General features: G+C 40.5%; 11 protein-coding genes. 5 read left to right on the top strand and 6 right to left on the bottom strand.

Annotated features, from left to right (window positions below):
- Positions 1 to 9: 9 nt before the first annotated feature.
- Together ACQY4U_RS18905 and ACQY4U_RS18900 are read right to left on the bottom strand one after the other, a co-directional pair.
- Positions 10 to 903: an SMP-30/gluconolactonase/LRE family protein gene (locus ACQY4U_RS18905; protein ID WP_428331018.1), complete on the bottom strand. Its 894-nt coding sequence runs from the start codon at positions 901 to 903 to the stop codon at positions 10 to 12.
- Positions 904 to 908: 5 nt separating this feature from the next.
- On the bottom strand, positions 909 to 2414 hold the full coding sequence (locus tag ACQY4U_RS18900) for an alpha-L-fucosidase (RefSeq protein WP_428331017.1): 1506 nt from the start codon (positions 2412 to 2414) through the stop codon (positions 909 to 911).
- 119 nt (positions 2415 to 2533) lie between these two features.
- Between ACQY4U_RS18900 and ACQY4U_RS18895 the strand changes: the two genes are divergently transcribed.
- The 4 genes from ACQY4U_RS18895 to ACQY4U_RS18880 all read left to right on the top strand — a co-directional run bounded on the left by ACQY4U_RS18895 (position 2534) and on the right by ACQY4U_RS18880 (position 6698).
- Positions 2534 to 4705, top strand: coding sequence for a glycoside hydrolase family 3 N-terminal domain-containing protein (locus ACQY4U_RS18895; protein ID WP_428331016.1), 2172 nt, complete (start codon positions 2534 to 2536; stop codon positions 4703 to 4705).
- A 9-nt stretch (positions 4706 to 4714) separates the two neighbouring features.
- On the top strand, positions 4715 to 5176 hold the full coding sequence (locus ACQY4U_RS18890) for a DUF4268 domain-containing protein (protein WP_428331015.1): 462 nt from the start codon (positions 4715 to 4717) through the stop codon (positions 5174 to 5176).
- Positions 5177 to 5194: 18 nt separating this feature from the next.
- Entirely contained in the window at positions 5195 to 6397 is a 1203-nt protein-coding gene (locus ACQY4U_RS18885) for a DUF763 domain-containing protein (RefSeq protein ID WP_428331014.1), read from the top strand.
- Between the two features lie 151 nt (positions 6398 to 6548).
- Positions 6549 to 6698, top strand: coding sequence for a hypothetical protein (locus ACQY4U_RS18880; RefSeq protein WP_428331013.1), 150 nt, complete (start codon positions 6549 to 6551; stop codon positions 6696 to 6698).
- Positions 6699 to 6754: 56 nt separating this feature from the next.
- On the opposite strand, the gene tmk is transcribed toward ACQY4U_RS18880, so the two are convergent.
- The 3 genes from tmk to ACQY4U_RS18865 all read right to left on the bottom strand — a co-directional run bounded on the left by tmk (position 6755) and on the right by ACQY4U_RS18865 (position 10772).
- Complete coding sequence (tmk, locus tag ACQY4U_RS18875) at positions 6755 to 7390, bottom strand: dTMP kinase (RefSeq protein WP_428331012.1); 636 nt, start codon at positions 7388 to 7390, stop codon at positions 6755 to 6757.
- A 90-nt stretch (positions 7391 to 7480) separates the two neighbouring features.
- Positions 7481 to 8011 carry a DUF4142 domain-containing protein gene (locus tag ACQY4U_RS18870; protein WP_428331011.1) on the bottom strand — a complete coding sequence of 177 codons (531 nt, stop codon included), beginning with the start codon at positions 8009 to 8011 and terminating at the stop codon, positions 7481 to 7483.
- 184 nt (positions 8012 to 8195) lie between these two features.
- Positions 8196 to 10772 (bottom strand): phosphoenolpyruvate carboxylase, encoded by a 2577-nt coding sequence (locus ACQY4U_RS18865; RefSeq protein ID WP_428331010.1) that lies wholly within the window; start codon positions 10770 to 10772, stop codon positions 8196 to 8198.
- A 232-nt stretch (positions 10773 to 11004) separates the two neighbouring features.
- Between ACQY4U_RS18865 and ACQY4U_RS18860 the strand changes: the two genes are divergently transcribed.
- Positions 11005 to 13149 (top strand): FUSC family membrane protein, encoded by a 2145-nt coding sequence (locus tag ACQY4U_RS18860; RefSeq protein WP_428331009.1) that lies wholly within the window; start codon positions 11005 to 11007, stop codon positions 13147 to 13149.
- An 81-nt stretch (positions 13150 to 13230) separates the two neighbouring features.
- On the opposite strand, the gene ACQY4U_RS18855 is transcribed toward ACQY4U_RS18860, so the two are convergent.
- Complete coding sequence (locus tag ACQY4U_RS18855) at positions 13231 to 14583, bottom strand: PhoH family protein (RefSeq protein ID WP_428331008.1); 1353 nt, start codon at positions 14581 to 14583, stop codon at positions 13231 to 13233.
- Positions 14584 to 15286: the final 703 nt, after the last annotated feature.

The following is a 15286-nucleotide window of genomic DNA, read 5'->3' as shown; positions in this document are numbered from 1 at the left end:
TAAGCAGACTTACTCCACCCCTTTTACATTCATTTTTAAAGTATAGATAGCGGTTGATGCCGTGATAAACAAAACATCTTTGTTTACCCCGCCGAAACATAAATTGCTCGTCCAGGGTTCATCAATGGCAATATGCCCGATTTTTACTCCTTGCGGGTTATAGATGGTTACACCTTTACCGGCCATATAAACGTTGCCTTGCATATCCAATGTCATCCCGTCGCATCCCTGGGCTGCAAATAGCTGGCGGTTGCTCAATGTTCCATTTTTATTGATGGCATATTTATAGGTTTTGTTATCTGCTATATCAGCAACGTATAAACATTTTCCGTCGGGCGTTCCAACAATTCCATTGGGTTGTTTAAACTGATCGTCAACAATAATAGGTTGCTTTTTTCCTTTTGGCAGATAATATACCTTTTGGCCTTCAATATCGGGTTTGGTACGTGACCAGTATGGCCTTTGATAATAAGGATCGGTCATATAGATCCCGCCTTTGGCATCAATCCAAATATCATTAGGCCCATTCATCAACTTACCCTGATAATCGGTCAGCAAAACCCTGATCTTCCCTTTAGGGCTAATGGCCCATAACTGGTTGTGTTCATCAGCGCAGGTAACCAAGTTTCCTTTTTTATCAAAATACATCCCGTTTGATCGCCCTGCACTATCCATAAAAACTGAAAGCTTTCCATCTGCACTATACTCCCATATTTTATTATTTGGCTGATCCGTGAAAAACACATTGCCCTTTTTATCAACCGATGCACCCTCCGTAAAACTGAATTGCCTGGAAATAAGACGGGGTTTGGTTAAAGTATCGTACAATACCTGCTGTGCAAATAAACTATGCACAGTAAATAGTAAAAACAAACAGGTAAATATTTTTTTAAGGGCGATCATTAAGCTTAGTTTACTCGAGTTAAAACCGGTGTGGTATTGGTAGCTTCTTTATATAAACCAAAATCGCTTAATGCAATACATACTGCTGCTTTAGTTATCCGCAGCCTTACTTTACTTGCAGTAACGGTGTTTGGCAAACGGATCAGCCGGTTACCACCTATACTGGTGGCTGTGGCAAGCTGCTGCCATCTACCGTTAATAAATGCATCTACAGCAACCTCGTCAATACGCTGGCCAAGCTTAATGTTTTCGCGCAGGCGTATTATGTTAAAGCTTTTGGGCTGATGCATATTTATAATAAGTTGAGGTGTTGTTATCTTATCGTCGGTAGCCCAATAGGTATACCGGTCGTTATCCAATAAATGTGAAGGGCCAAATTTTACTTTATTATTTCCTCGGATGTTACTTGCGGTTAAGGTAGCCCCTTTTGCCAGGTTAGTTTTAAAAGTTTCCTTTAGAATATCACCCAGTGCTTTTAATGAGCTTACGTCGTTTTTATAAAGCAAACCGCGCCTATCGGGCGATAAGCCAAGATCAAGGCATGCGCCATGGCCTACACTTTTATAATACAAACTCAGTAAGGTATCCGGCGATTTCACCTTATCATCCTGATCCTGGTGATAAAACCATCCCGGCCTTAATGATACATCACATTCTGCGGGCATCCAGTATTTTCCATCGCGCTGGCCCTCGGTACCTTCATAATCTTTGGTATAACCATTGCCCGGTACTTTACCTTCATCAGGTGCATGCGGCGTGTAAGTTGCCCAGCAGGTTGTACCGGCGTAGCCCTTTTCGTTGCCTACCCAGCGCACATCGGGCCCAACATCACCAAATAAAACAGCACCTGGTTGCAGTTTGCGCGGTATAGCCCAGGTAGTGTCCCAGCCATAGTAAGTTGAGCGGTCAATTTTTCTAACTTCTTTTGCGCCGCCATAATAACCATCGCCACCGTTGGCGCCATCAAACCACGATATAAAGATGGGCCCGTAATGCGTATATAACTCTTCCAGTTGCTTGCGGTAAGCATCGGTAACATATTGCGGCGTACCATATAATGCGCTGTTCCTGTCCCAGGGCGAACAATAAACACCCATTTTCATCCCAAGCTTGTTGCAGGCATCCCGGTATTCCTGCAAAATATCACCTTTGCCATTTTTATAAGGACTTTTTGAAATATTATGCTCGGTAGTTTTTGTTGGCCATAAACAAAAACCATCGTGGTGTTTAGCCACAACCACAATTCCTTTAAAACCACCTGCTTTAGCTGCGCCAACAATTTGCATAGCATCAAATTGAGTTGGGTTAAATATCTGCGGATCTTCATCCCCATAGCCCCACTCCTTATTGGTATACGTATCAGGGCCAAAATGGATAATACAATACATTTCTGTTTCCTGCCACTTTAGTTGTGCTGCCGATGGTAAAGGCCCATAAGGCGTGGGAGCCGATTGGCTAAATGACGAAAAACCTGTCAGCAATAAAAAAGCGGTCAAAAAAAGGTACTTCATAGCTATGCGTATTATTTATTGTTTTGCTAATGTATATTTTTTATGTAGAAGTCTTAAATATCTACATCCAAATTTTATTCTTCTCCTTTTGAATTAAAGAGTTTAAATTAGGTCCGATTATGAATATTAAAATAAACAGCAGCCTCTTCATCGTTATCCTGTTATATATAATCCCATGTGCATCGCACGCACAGGACAAATTGATTTATAAAGACACTCACCAACCCATTGATCTGCGTGTAAAAGACCTGGTTTCGAGGTTAACGCTCGAAGAAAAAGTATCCCTTTTAGGTTACCGCAGCAAGGCTGTTGAACGTTTGGGCATCCCGGCCTATAACTGGTGGAACGAGGCGCTGCATGGTGTTGCCCGGGCTGGCGAGGCTACTATATTTCCGCAGGCCATTGGCATGTCGGCAACTTTTAATCCTGACCTGTTAAAGCAGGTATCAACCGTAATATCAACCGAAGCAAGAGCAAAGTATAATCTGGCTATAGCAAAAGACAGGCATTTACAATACATGGGGCTTACTTTTTGGACCCCCAATATCAATATCTTCCGCGATCCGCGCTGGGGCCGCGGGCAGGAAACTTATGGCGAAGATCCCTTTTTAACCGCCACGATGGGCACCGCCTTTGTTAAGGGATTACAGGGCGACGATCCGCATTATTTAAAAACATCGGCTACGGCTAAACACTTTGCGGTACATAGCGGCCCCGAAGCTACCCGCGATTATTTTGATGCTATAGTGGATGAAAAAGACCTGCGTGAAACTTATTTATATGCCTTCCATGCCTTGGTAACCAACGGTGTAGAATCTGTTATGAGTGCTTACAACAGGGTTAATGGTACACCAAACTCCATAAACAAGGTTTTGCTGACCGATATTTTGAGAAAAGAATGGGGTTTTAAAGGCCATGTGGTTACCGATTGCGGCGCGTTGGATGATGTATACTCCACCCATAAATCATTACCCGGCCCTATTGAGGTTGCAGCCGCAGCTATAAAAGCCGGGGTTGATTTAGATTGCTCCACCATTTTACAAAATGATGCCATTAAAGCCATTAAACAAGGCTTACTTACCGAAAAGGATATTGACGGCGCATTATCGGCCTTGTTAAGAACGGAGTTTAAGTTAGGTTTTTATGACGATGCCACCTTGAACCCATATTATAGTTACCGCGCCGATAGTATTCATAATACGGCACACATAACATTGGCCCGTAAAATAGCGCAGCAAAGTATGGTGCTGTTAAAAAACGATAACAATGTTTTGCCGCTTAAAAAAAGCAATTATTCGAGCATTATGGTTTTGGGGCCCAATGCCGCAGCCTTTGATCCGATGGTGGCCAATTACCATGGGGTAAGCAGCAAGGTGGTTAATTTTGTGGAGGGGATTACCGCAGCGGTGGATCCCTCAACAAGGGTTGAGTACGACCAGGGATCAGACTATAAAGATACTATCCACTTTGGCGGCACCTGGGCAGCTGGTAATGCCGATGTTACCATTGCGGTAATAGGCCTGTCCCCGGTTTTAGAGGGTGAGGCAGGTGATGCCTTTTTATCAGAAACCGGCGGCGACAAAAAGAATTTAAGTCTGCCAGCCAGCGAAATTGCTTTTATGAAGGAATTGAGAAAATCAGTTCCTCATAAACCTGTTATAGCGGTGGTTACTGCCGGGAGCGATGTGGATATTGATGCCATAGCGCCTTATGCCGATGCCATAATATTAGCCTGGTATCCCGGCGAACAAGGTGGCAATGCTTTGGCTGATATTGTTTTTGGCGATATCTCCCCATCAGGACATTTACCTGTTACCTTTTATAAAGCACTAAGCAACGTGCCTGATTATAAGGATTACAGCATGAAAGGCCGCACCTACCGTTACTATGATGGCCCTGTTCAATACCCATTCGGTTTTGGCTTAAGCTATACTTCGTTTGATTATTCCTTAAGCAGTCAGCCTAAAAATAAATACAAAATAACCGATACCATTAGCGTAAACCTTCAGGTTAAAAACACCGGTAAAATGGATGGCGATGATGTGGTACAGGCTTATATTGAATATCCCCAAATTGACCGGATGCCGGTAAAAGAATTAAAAAGCTTTAAACGGGTTTCTGTTAGCGTAGGCAATAGCCAGTCTACTACATTTCATATCCCGGTTAGCGAATCGCAGAAATGGGATATAAAAACTCACAGATGGAAAGTATACCCCGGTAATTATAAATTGATATTAGGTAGTAATTCGCGCGATGAAAAAGTAATTTTGCCTTTTATTGTAAGTAAATAAGACCAGGTTTTGTACTCGAAGGAAGAAGCATCACAATTAAAGCAAGCATTTTGGACTGCCTTTGGGCAATACATCTCCCCGCACCTGTCGGCCGAAGGCCTGAGGGTAAATTGGGTTAATTATAAAACAGGCATTAAACATGTATATTTTAGGATGTACGCGGATAAACGCTTTGCTACTATTGCTATCGAGATCTCGCACCCCGACCCGGGAATCCAGGAATTATATTTTGAGCAATTCCAGGAACTAAAAAACATCCTTCATTCGGCAGTTGATGAAACCTGGGATTGGGAGCTGCATACCAAAGACGAATACGGTAAAACTATCAGCCGCATTTGTACACAATTAAACGGGGTGAACATTTTTAATAAAAACGACTGGCCCGCCTTGATCTCCTTTTTTAAGCCCCGTATTATAGCCCTCGACGAATTTTGGGATACTGCAAAGTATAGCTTTGATTCGTTGAAATAGTTTGCTAATTTTGTTAGCATGAAGCGTTCCGGAAGTGCTGATATGCCTTTACATTATGGCCATGTACCCACATGGCTTGCCGAACGCATGGCGAAGCTTGGTTTAGCCGTAGTGGAGAATATTGTGATGGACTATGGCAGGGATGAGGTATTGCGCAGGTTAAGCGATCCGTTCTGGTTTCAAAGCCTGGGGGCAGTTATGGGGATGGACTGGCATTCTTCCGGCATTACAACATCGGTTATGGGGGCTTTAAAGCGATCCATTAACCCGCACAGCCGCGAATTGGGCATTTATATTTGCGGTGGTAAAGGCAAGCACTCCACGCAAACCCCCAACGAATTATTAAGGATCAGCGAAAGCACCGGGCTCGATGGTAATTACCTGGTAAAATGCAGCAAACTGAGCGCCAAGGTGGATAATACGGCCATTCAGGATGGTTTCCAGCTGTATACCCACAACTTTATTTTAAGCGATACCGGGAAGTGGGCCGTAGTACAGCAAGGCATGAGCGACGCCAGCAAAACAGCACGGCGTTATCATTGGCATTCCGAACAGCTAACCACCTTTGTTGATGACCCGCATACGTTTATCTACGGGCAAAATACAGGCACTATTTTAAATTTGGCCGATAAAGATGCCGGCAGCTCAAGAAATGGCGTAATGCAGATTGCCCGGGAAAACCCGGAGCTGATGCTTAAGGAGATCCATAAATTGGTAATGCCAACGCACCATGATGTACAGGCCAAAGATATTGACCTTAAAAGATTAGGCGCCGTATTGTGGCTGGCACGCGAAAAACAGCCTAAAGACTTTGAAGAGCTGATATTACTGCAAGGTTTAGGGCCACGAACGCTGCAATCATTAGCGTTGGTAAGCGAAGTGATCCACGGTACACCTTCGCGGTTTAAGGATCCTGCACGATTTTCCTTTGCGCACGGCGGTAAGGATGGGCACCCCTTCCCGGTACCAACAAAGGTATACGATGAAACCATTAGCGTACTGCAAATGGCTATCAATAAGGCTAAATTAGGGCAGTCTGAAAAAAGCGAAGCTATTAAGCGCTTAACCGAGGTAGCCCAGCGCGCTGAACAGGATTTTACGCCAAATGCTAACTTTGATAAGGTGGTTGAGCGGGAGAGAAATGAATCGTGGAGGTATGGCGGCCGCACCGTGTTTGGCAATGCAAAACCACCTTTGCAGCAACAGTTAAAGCTTTTTTAACCAGTTAATTAACTAAACTGTCACATTCTTAATAGGGGTTTAATTAAACTACAAAAAATTTGCGATTGTCATAATTATTTTTAATATTTGATAAAACAATAACAAGTTTTAGTCGTTAATTATTTATTAGTAAAATATTAATCCAATTATTATGAACAGGAAAGTGCTTATTGAATTTTTTATTGGAAATGGTTTCTTAGCTGTTAAAATTAACCAAAAATATTATGGCATTGTTCCAGCTGAACATAAACTAAAACCAGTTTATGTTCCTGTAAACAAAAGTCGTTTATTAGGCAAATAAATAAAGATACTTATATCAACAATGGGTTGATATAAGTATAATTTCTTTTCTTCTTCTTACTGCATTTCTCCAATAAATTGCTTTTGGATATTAATCCATATATCTGCTGCAATATCTTCAACAGACCGGTTTCCATCTATTATTAAAATCTTTTCCTCATTTTTAAGCAACTCTATTATTTCGGCGTATTTGGTACTTACGTTTTGAAGGTTCTCCAATGTTTCATAAAGCTCAATGGATGTCCGTCCTTTATTCAGTCGATCAATACTTACTTCCGGAGTAATATCAATATAAATATTCAGATCGGGCCTCAGCAAATCAGCACTTAAGGAATTAGCCTTTATCACCCAATCCAGATCCATATAAGGACTTTGGTAAGCGTACGATGATAAATAATAACGGTCTGTAATAACAGTATAACCATCAGCCAGCATTTTTAATATGCCATTGGTTTTATTAAGTAAATGATCTAATCTATCGGCAACAAATAATGCAGCTATGGTTCTGTGATCGGCCTCCATGCGGTGATTAAACACATCCCGTATCATTTTACCCATTGGGCTGTCAGTAGGCTCGCAGGTGGTATAAACCTTTAATCCGGCAGCCTCCAGTTTTTCTTTTAACAGTTTTACCTGGGTACTTTTTCCGCTTCCGTCAATACCTTCAAAGGCTATAAAAAAGTTTTTCTTCATTCAATAGTTATATGCTGCCAAATATACGCTGTTACAAGATATTGCAACCTGTTAGTGGTGCAACGTATTAGCCCTTTTATAAATTACAGGTTATTTTAAAGACGAATTGATGGCATTTGCCGAATCTAAATGCATTTTGATGGTAGGATACGTTTTGGAAGCAAAGCCTTCAATTTCCGAATCGGGGTTTTTACTGGCAGTTGCAAAAAGCTTCACGGCTTCTTCGTGGTCTGCAACCATCATTTGCATGTAGGCCTTATCAAATGCTGCTCCTGTTTTTTTTGAAAGCTCATTGATCATTTGTTGGTGTGCACTGTAAATTGTATCCATTTCAGTGAGTTTTTTATCACCCTTTATTTTTAACAGCTCATCCCCTGCTTTGGTATGGTCATCAATCATCATTTTGGCAAAGCCAATTACTTTTTGGTTATTTGAGTTGGTTATAGCCATACCCGAGGCTTTTATTTCCGTTAAGCCGCCTTCAATCCCATTTTTTATAAACAATACGCCATCCTGGTCAATATCAGTACGATTGTTATAATTTTTAGCATGTTTGTCCTGGCATGCCTGTGCAAAAAACAAAATCATCCCTCCCAATACCAGGTAAATTAAATTCTTCATTTACTAAATGTTAAAGTGTATACAGGGCTATAACAACTTAAAAGTTATCTGGTTTACAAAGCCATGACAAAATAACACTTTATTTTGAAGTAGAAAAGTGTAAAAACAGAAAGTCCGGAAGAAAATAAGAATAAAGTGTTTAAACCTAACTTATCTACTTCCGGACTTGTAAAATCGAGGTCTTTTATGCTAAATTACGCCCGGCGTTAACAATACCATAAACTGTACGGATAACCAGCTTGTTATAGATCTTGGTTAATTCTTCGTCTGTACTATGGTTAAGGCATTGCAGCGCATAGTGCTGTATAATTACCAAAGGCAATACAATTTTTTCGCGAATGGCGATTGACCGGCGCTCAACAGGGTATTCCTGCATTAATACAGTGCTGCCGGTTAATTCAAGCAGCATAGCTTTGGTAAGTTCAAACTCATCCTTCAGCATTTTCCAAAACTGACCGAATTTTTTATCCTTCTCTAAATAAGCCGTTACCCTGAAATCAGATTTAGACATAGACATGGTACAGTTATCAACCATAGTTTTAAAAAAACCCGATGAATTGTATAGTTCCTTTATCTCGTCCCAGTTACCTTCCTGCTTCATTTTGTTTAAAGCAGTACCAACACCATAAAAACCAGGAATACTTTGCTTTAACTGGCTCCATGAGGTTACGAAACTGATAGCACGCAGATCTTCTAATTTTAACGAAGAGTCAGAATTTCGTTTGGTTGGGCGGCTGCTGATATTTATGTGTGAAAGTAATTTTAGCGGACTAAATTTTTCAAGGTACTCTACAAATAAAGGATGCTGGCGCAAGGCTAAAAACAGCTTATAGCTTTCATCGGCCATTGATGTGATCAGTTCTTTATGCCTGGTATCAAGCAAGTCATTCCGGTTTGGATGCAGTGCCGATACTATACCTGCATTGATCAGCTGCTCCATATTGAAGCGTGCCGTTTCGATGGAGCCATATTGTGAGCTTACTGTTTGCCCTTGTATAGTTAACTGGATATGATCGTTAGCTATCTCCTCGCCCATTGAGGCATAAAAACGGTGTGTTTTACCACCACCACGTGCCGGCGGCCCACCACGACCATCAAAAAACGCTAACGCTATGCCATATTTGCGGGCCATAGCCGTAAGCTCAACCTTTGCCTGGTAGATAGACCAGTTGGCCATTAAATATCCACCATCCTTAGTACTATCAGAGAAACCAAGCATTATGGATTGTAAATTACCACGTTTAGCCAGGTGTTCTTTATAAAACGGATGTGTGTATAAGCTTTCCATTACCTGGGCAGCGCTTTTTAAATCATTTACGGTTTCAAACAGCGGCATAAAGTCAACACTCAGATTATCCTTTTCCCAACCGCTCCATAAAAACAGGTCTATCAGTTGTAAAATATCAGATGCCTGCTGGCAGTTACTGATAATAAAACGCTGGCAGGCTTTTTCGCCATTGGTTTTTTGGATCTGCTTGATTAACCTGATGGTATTAAGGGTATCACAGATCATTTTATCAGCATCATCAGGGCAATAGAAGTCTACCTCTTTAAATGATATATTACTTAGCTTACCTTGTTCGTCAAAATTTTCGTAGCCCGCTACAATACCTGTATCAACCTGCTCAGTAGTATAGTTAAATACTTTTCTGAGTATGCGGCTATCCTGCCTTATGTCAAGCGTTGCAAAATAACAGCCAAACAAGCTAACCTTCCTTATCAGGTCGTCAACAACCTTAACAAAAAGGCTATCGTGATCGGCTATCAGGGTTTGTTTTATTGATTGTAGTAAACCAAGTATTTCAGGCTGCAGATCTTTATCATCCGGCTGTTTATTAGCGTTGTTGTAGATCAGCATTTCCAGCTGTGCCATCGCACTTTCAACCCCGCGGAAGGTGATACGGCGTTTTAACACCCTGAAATCTCTGTAATAGCAACGGAAAACTCTTTGTCTTAAAAAACTGGCGACAGCCTTGGTAGTATCGGTAGTAACGTTAGGGTTACCATCCCTATCACCACCAGGCCAAAAACCTAATTCTAATATCTGTTTGTTGGTATCTACGTCAATATCAAACTCTTCCTCAAGTTTTGACCGGATACCTGAAATGGCGTAATAAAATATATTTTCAAGAAACCAGGCCAGGCTTATTGCCTCATCAACCGGGGTTGGAGATGTTTTATTAAAGAAAGGCGTTTTACCTAACTGCTGCAATAAAACATCAATAGTATTAATATCATTAGTTTTTAAGGCTTCAATCAGGTCGGTCATTATTCCTAATACCGTGCCTGGATAAAACTGGGTTGGGTGTGCCGTTAGCACCAGCCTTAACGAAAATTCTTTTAATTTTTGGCTGATGTCGTTACGTGCCTGCTCACTTACTGCGGCATGCTGCAATAAGCTTTGTAGTGTACCTGCATCATCTGCCCTGCCTATTTTACTGAATGATGAATCTTCAATGGCATCAAACAATACCACCTGCCGCTCAATATATTGTATAAAACGGAACATGCGGTTAATCTGCTCTCGGTGATCAATATCGGGTACATATTTTTTGAAAAAAGATTCAATAATTGCCGATGGCGATAACTGTTTATTTGCTTCCTTTTCACAATGCGAACTAAAAAACGGCAGTAAAATACCGGTATCTTTAACCTGGTAAAAAGGTAACGTTTGAAACAAACTGTTATATAACTCAAAACGGGTTACAACTTCGTTGTTAAAAGCTGTTTCTCTTTGGCTGAGTTTTAACGTTGAGGGCATACAGATAAAATTAGTAAAATTAGGTTTAAAATATAATTGGTTTAGTGGCGGTCAAATCCGGTTTCCCGGCAATAGTTACTGGGGGTGAATTTAATTATCTAAAATCTAAATTTAGCAAATAATGAGTAATTAATAACAGTTAACTATTATTAATGCAATATTTATTAAAATATGGCACAAAGATTTAATTTTTGTAAATTTGAAAGCTGATTTTAGGCTCAAAAAAACACTTATGAAAATAGATACCAGGGAGATCAAAAGCTTTTTCTACAGCCAGTATTTCTCTGATGGTTTGCGCATGTGCTTCGGCATATTATTTCCATCTCTTTTACTGATGCAATTTGGCCATTTTGATATGGGGCTCACCATGTCATTAGGTGCATTATGCGTTTGTACAATTGATAGCCCCGGACCATTATACCATAAGCGCAACGCAATGGCAGCGGGCAATTTATGCCTGTTTATAGTGGCCGCCATAACTGGCTTTGCAAGGTTAAATATATTTACGCTCGGTATTGAGATTACCGTATTTTCCTTCCTGTTCTCTATGTTCACGGTTTATGGTAACCGTGCAGCATCTGTAGGTACCTGTGCTTTATTGGCTATGATATTTATGATGGATAAAGCGGCAAAGCCATCTGACGTTTTATTATTAAGCGCCATTATATTAGCAGGCGGGGTTTGGTATATGATATTCAGTCTTATATTTTTTGGCATCAGGCCCTATCGCGCAGCTCAACAAACCCTGGGCGAAAGCATAGGCGACATTGCCAAATTTGTACGGATAAAAGCCAATTTTTATTTATCAGATACTGATTTTGACGAAAATTACCGTAAGCTGGTATCGCAACAAATAAAAGTAAGCCAGCATCAGGATGCCGTACGCGAACTGCTTTTTAAAAGCCGGATAATGGTAAAGGAATCGACCAACGCGAGCCGGATATTGGTACTCACCTTTGTTGATTTGGTGGATATGTTTGAACAGATCATGTCGACCCATTATGATTATAGCCATATCAGGGAAAAATTTAAATCTACCGGGATCTTAAAAGAAATAGCCGACCTGCTGCAGGACATGGCTAATGAACTTGATAATATTGCCTACATGGTTTTATCAAATACCCGCAGTAAATACAAGCCCGATTTTAATACCGGCCTTGAGCAGCTAAAATTACGTATTGATGCCATTGGCAATGGCGAAAATGGGACCAGCAACATTGCGCTGAAAAAGGTACTGATCAATATCCGCGATTTAAATGAGCGGATAAAGAGCATTTATAATTATTACCATTCAAAATCATCAGAACTTTTGCTGGAGAAAAGCAGCAATGATGAGTACTCAAAATTTGTAACCAGGCAAGATTATGCCCCGCATATTTTCTTTGATAATTTTTCGCTTAATTCTGCTGCTTTTAAGCATTCATTAAGGGTATCGTTGGTTTGTTTAATAGGTTTTATTACGGCAAAGTCCATTGCGCTTGGCGGCCATAGTTATTGGGTATTGCTTACTATCATTGTGATATTAAAGCCGGGCTTCAGCCTATCAAAACAGCGTAATTACCAAAGGTTGATTGGCACCATAGCCGGTGGTATTGCAGGTATTGCCATATTGCTTTATATCCCTAATAAAGATGTTGAATTTATTTTATTGGTGATATTAATGATAGGCACTTACAGTTTTTTAAGGTTAAACTATGTGGTAAGCGTTATTTTTATGACACCTTATGTGCTTATTCTGTTTAAATTTTTAGGGGTTGGCTTTGTGGTGAAAGAGCGTATTGTTGATACCATAATTGGCTCAACTATTGCATTTTTAGCCAGTTATTTAATTTTCCCGAGTTGGGAGTTTGAGCAGATTCAGCAAAACCTGCGCGAAGTAATTAATGCCAATGTAAACTACCTGGTTAAAATTGCAGATAGTATTTTAGGCCGCGAAGTGGGCACCATTGAATATAAGCTTGCCCGAAAAGATGTTTTTGTAAAATCGGCTAACCTATCCGCAGCGTTTGAGCGAATGACCTCTGAACCTAAAAGCAAGCAGAAAAAGGTAAAGGAGGTTCATAAGTTTGTTGTACTTAACCATATCCTGTCATCGTACATAGCTACAATTGCAACGGCGGTATCTTTAAAGGGTTTACATAAAGGCCAAACAGAAAACCTTAAATTGTTAAAACGCAGCATTGCTGTACTTAACGATGCCAATAAAAAGCTGGACGGTATAGTAATTGACTTAAGTACCCTAAAACTACCCGTTGCTACAAATGATGGGGAGCCTAAAGAGCAATCGGCGGATGCTTTACTGTTAAATGAGCAGTTAGGCTTTATCAATAAGATAAGTGCTGATATAGCAAGGGTTACGGATAATATTTTAAATTGATTGAGTTTTAAGTCAGTTAAAAACTGACACATGGTTGCCATAGGTTTGTAAACCCGCGGCAGCATTAAGTGCAATAATAAATTATAATAGCTCGGTGGCTAAGTTGGCCAGTTCGCTTCGTTCTCCTTTTTGTAAGGTGATGTGTGCATACAGTGGATGCCCTTTTGCTTTATCAATTAAATAGGATAAGCCGTTACTCTCTGCATCCAGATATGGGGTATCAATCTGGTAAATATCCCCGGTGAACACAAATTTGCTATTCTCCCCCGCTCTTGATATAATGGTTTTAACCTCGTGGGGCGTAAGGTTTTGTGCCTCATCAACAATAAAAAAGATCTTACTCAATGTACGCCCGCGGATGAACGCCAGCGGGGCAATAGAGATTTTATCGTTAGTAACCAGTTCATCAATTTTGGCCTGCATTTTTTCATCATCGGCAAACTGATCTTTAATAAATTTAAGGTTATCCCAAATGGGCGCCATGTAAGGGTCAATCTTTGATTTGATATCGCCCGGTAAAAAACCTATATCCTTATTACTTAGCGGCACTATTGGCCGGGTAACATAGATCTGCCTGTAATATTTGCGCTGTTCCAACGCGCTGGCCAAAGCCAGCAACGTTTTACCTGTACCGGCATTACCTTGTATGGTTACCAGCTTAATATCAGGATGCAGCAATGCATGGATAGCAAAAGCCTGCTCAATGTTACGTGGAGCGATATTTAAAACTGGTTTTTCGCTAACTTTTTCTAACTGTGCGGCCTGCGAATTATAAAATGCAGGTACAGATCCTTTTTTGCCGTTTAAAATGTAGAAATGATTAATATGGTGCGGCTGCATCTCAAAATCGCCACCGGGCACCCGTTCTGTTTTATTTAGCTGGGTAATCAGCTTATCCGGCACTTTGTTCAGCGTGGTTTCGCCGGTGTATAGTTCATCCAGGTTTTTGATCTTGCCTGTTTCATAATCCTCGGCATGCAGGCTAAGGGCCTTTGCCTTTAAGCGAAGGCAAATATCTTTTGATACCAGTACTATTTTACGCTCAGGGTACTCTTCCTGTAAGCTTAAGGCGGCATTTAATATCCTGTGATCTGTTTTATCAGAGCCAAAAACAGCAGTAGCATCCGTAGCGATGCTCTGCGGATCCATTATTACCTTAAAATTGCCTTTGCTTTTACCGTTAAGAGGGCGCCACTGGTTAACCAGTTCATCTTTTGAAATATCATCCATCAGCCTGATAAAGCTGCGGGCCTCAAAATTACGGGTATCGTTTCCGTTTTTTTTATCGTCGAGCTCCTCCAATACCTGGATAGGTATGGCTACATCATGTTCCTGAAAATTTTCAAATGCGTTGTGATCGTATAATATCACCGAGGTATCCAAAACGAATATCTTTTTCTTTCCGTTCGACTTGCTTTTGCCTTCCTTACTCATTCCGACTAAATTAGCTATTTTAAGCCTGTCAGAAAAATAGATTCCTCTCCTCACAAACAAAAAACCATTTAAAAACGAAAACGGAAGCCTCTTCTTGCGATTCGACTTCCGTTTCCAAACTCTTAGTTTAACCGTAGTTACCCAAAGAGCACCAAGTTTTGTGTAAATTAACCGACCTGCTATTCTGCTGTTCTTGCGAACATTGATTCCTTTCAGTTCATTAGCGGTTATTGCGCTTCTCCGTAAAAAATTGCAATCCTTTCTAATCCTTATTGTAGTTATTCTTCCAGTTCCACAACTCTCGTCGTTTCTTTTTCAGGTAACTCAGGTACTTCCGTGATCTTTAGCGCTTCCGAAGATTTGCCCGATTCAGTTCCATGATCCTGTAAGGTTGTCAAAGTACGTCGTTCTTGATGATTTCAATATCGGGAGTAAATGAATATTTGGCAAGCATTTTTTTTATTTTTTATTAACAGGTTATTAACAATTTTATACCATACCAGTAGGTATTGATTTACAGCAATTTCAGCATGTATATTCCTGAATATACAAACATTATCAACAGGGTAGTTATTCACAATAACAGAAAAAATTGAACCTTTTGGGGATTACAAATATTCTTAAAATTGGAATTTGACAGGTTTTTTTGATAAAAAAGCTCAAAAAAATCCTCTTAAAATTGAGGATAGAAATATCTGAATTG

This window comes from Mucilaginibacter sp., from assembly GCF_965277465.1.
GTDB lineage: Bacteria > Bacteroidota > Bacteroidia > Sphingobacteriales > Sphingobacteriaceae > Mucilaginibacter.
The sequence above is the reverse complement of the archived record's forward strand: the minus strand, read 5'-3'. Positions and strand labels throughout refer to the sequence as shown.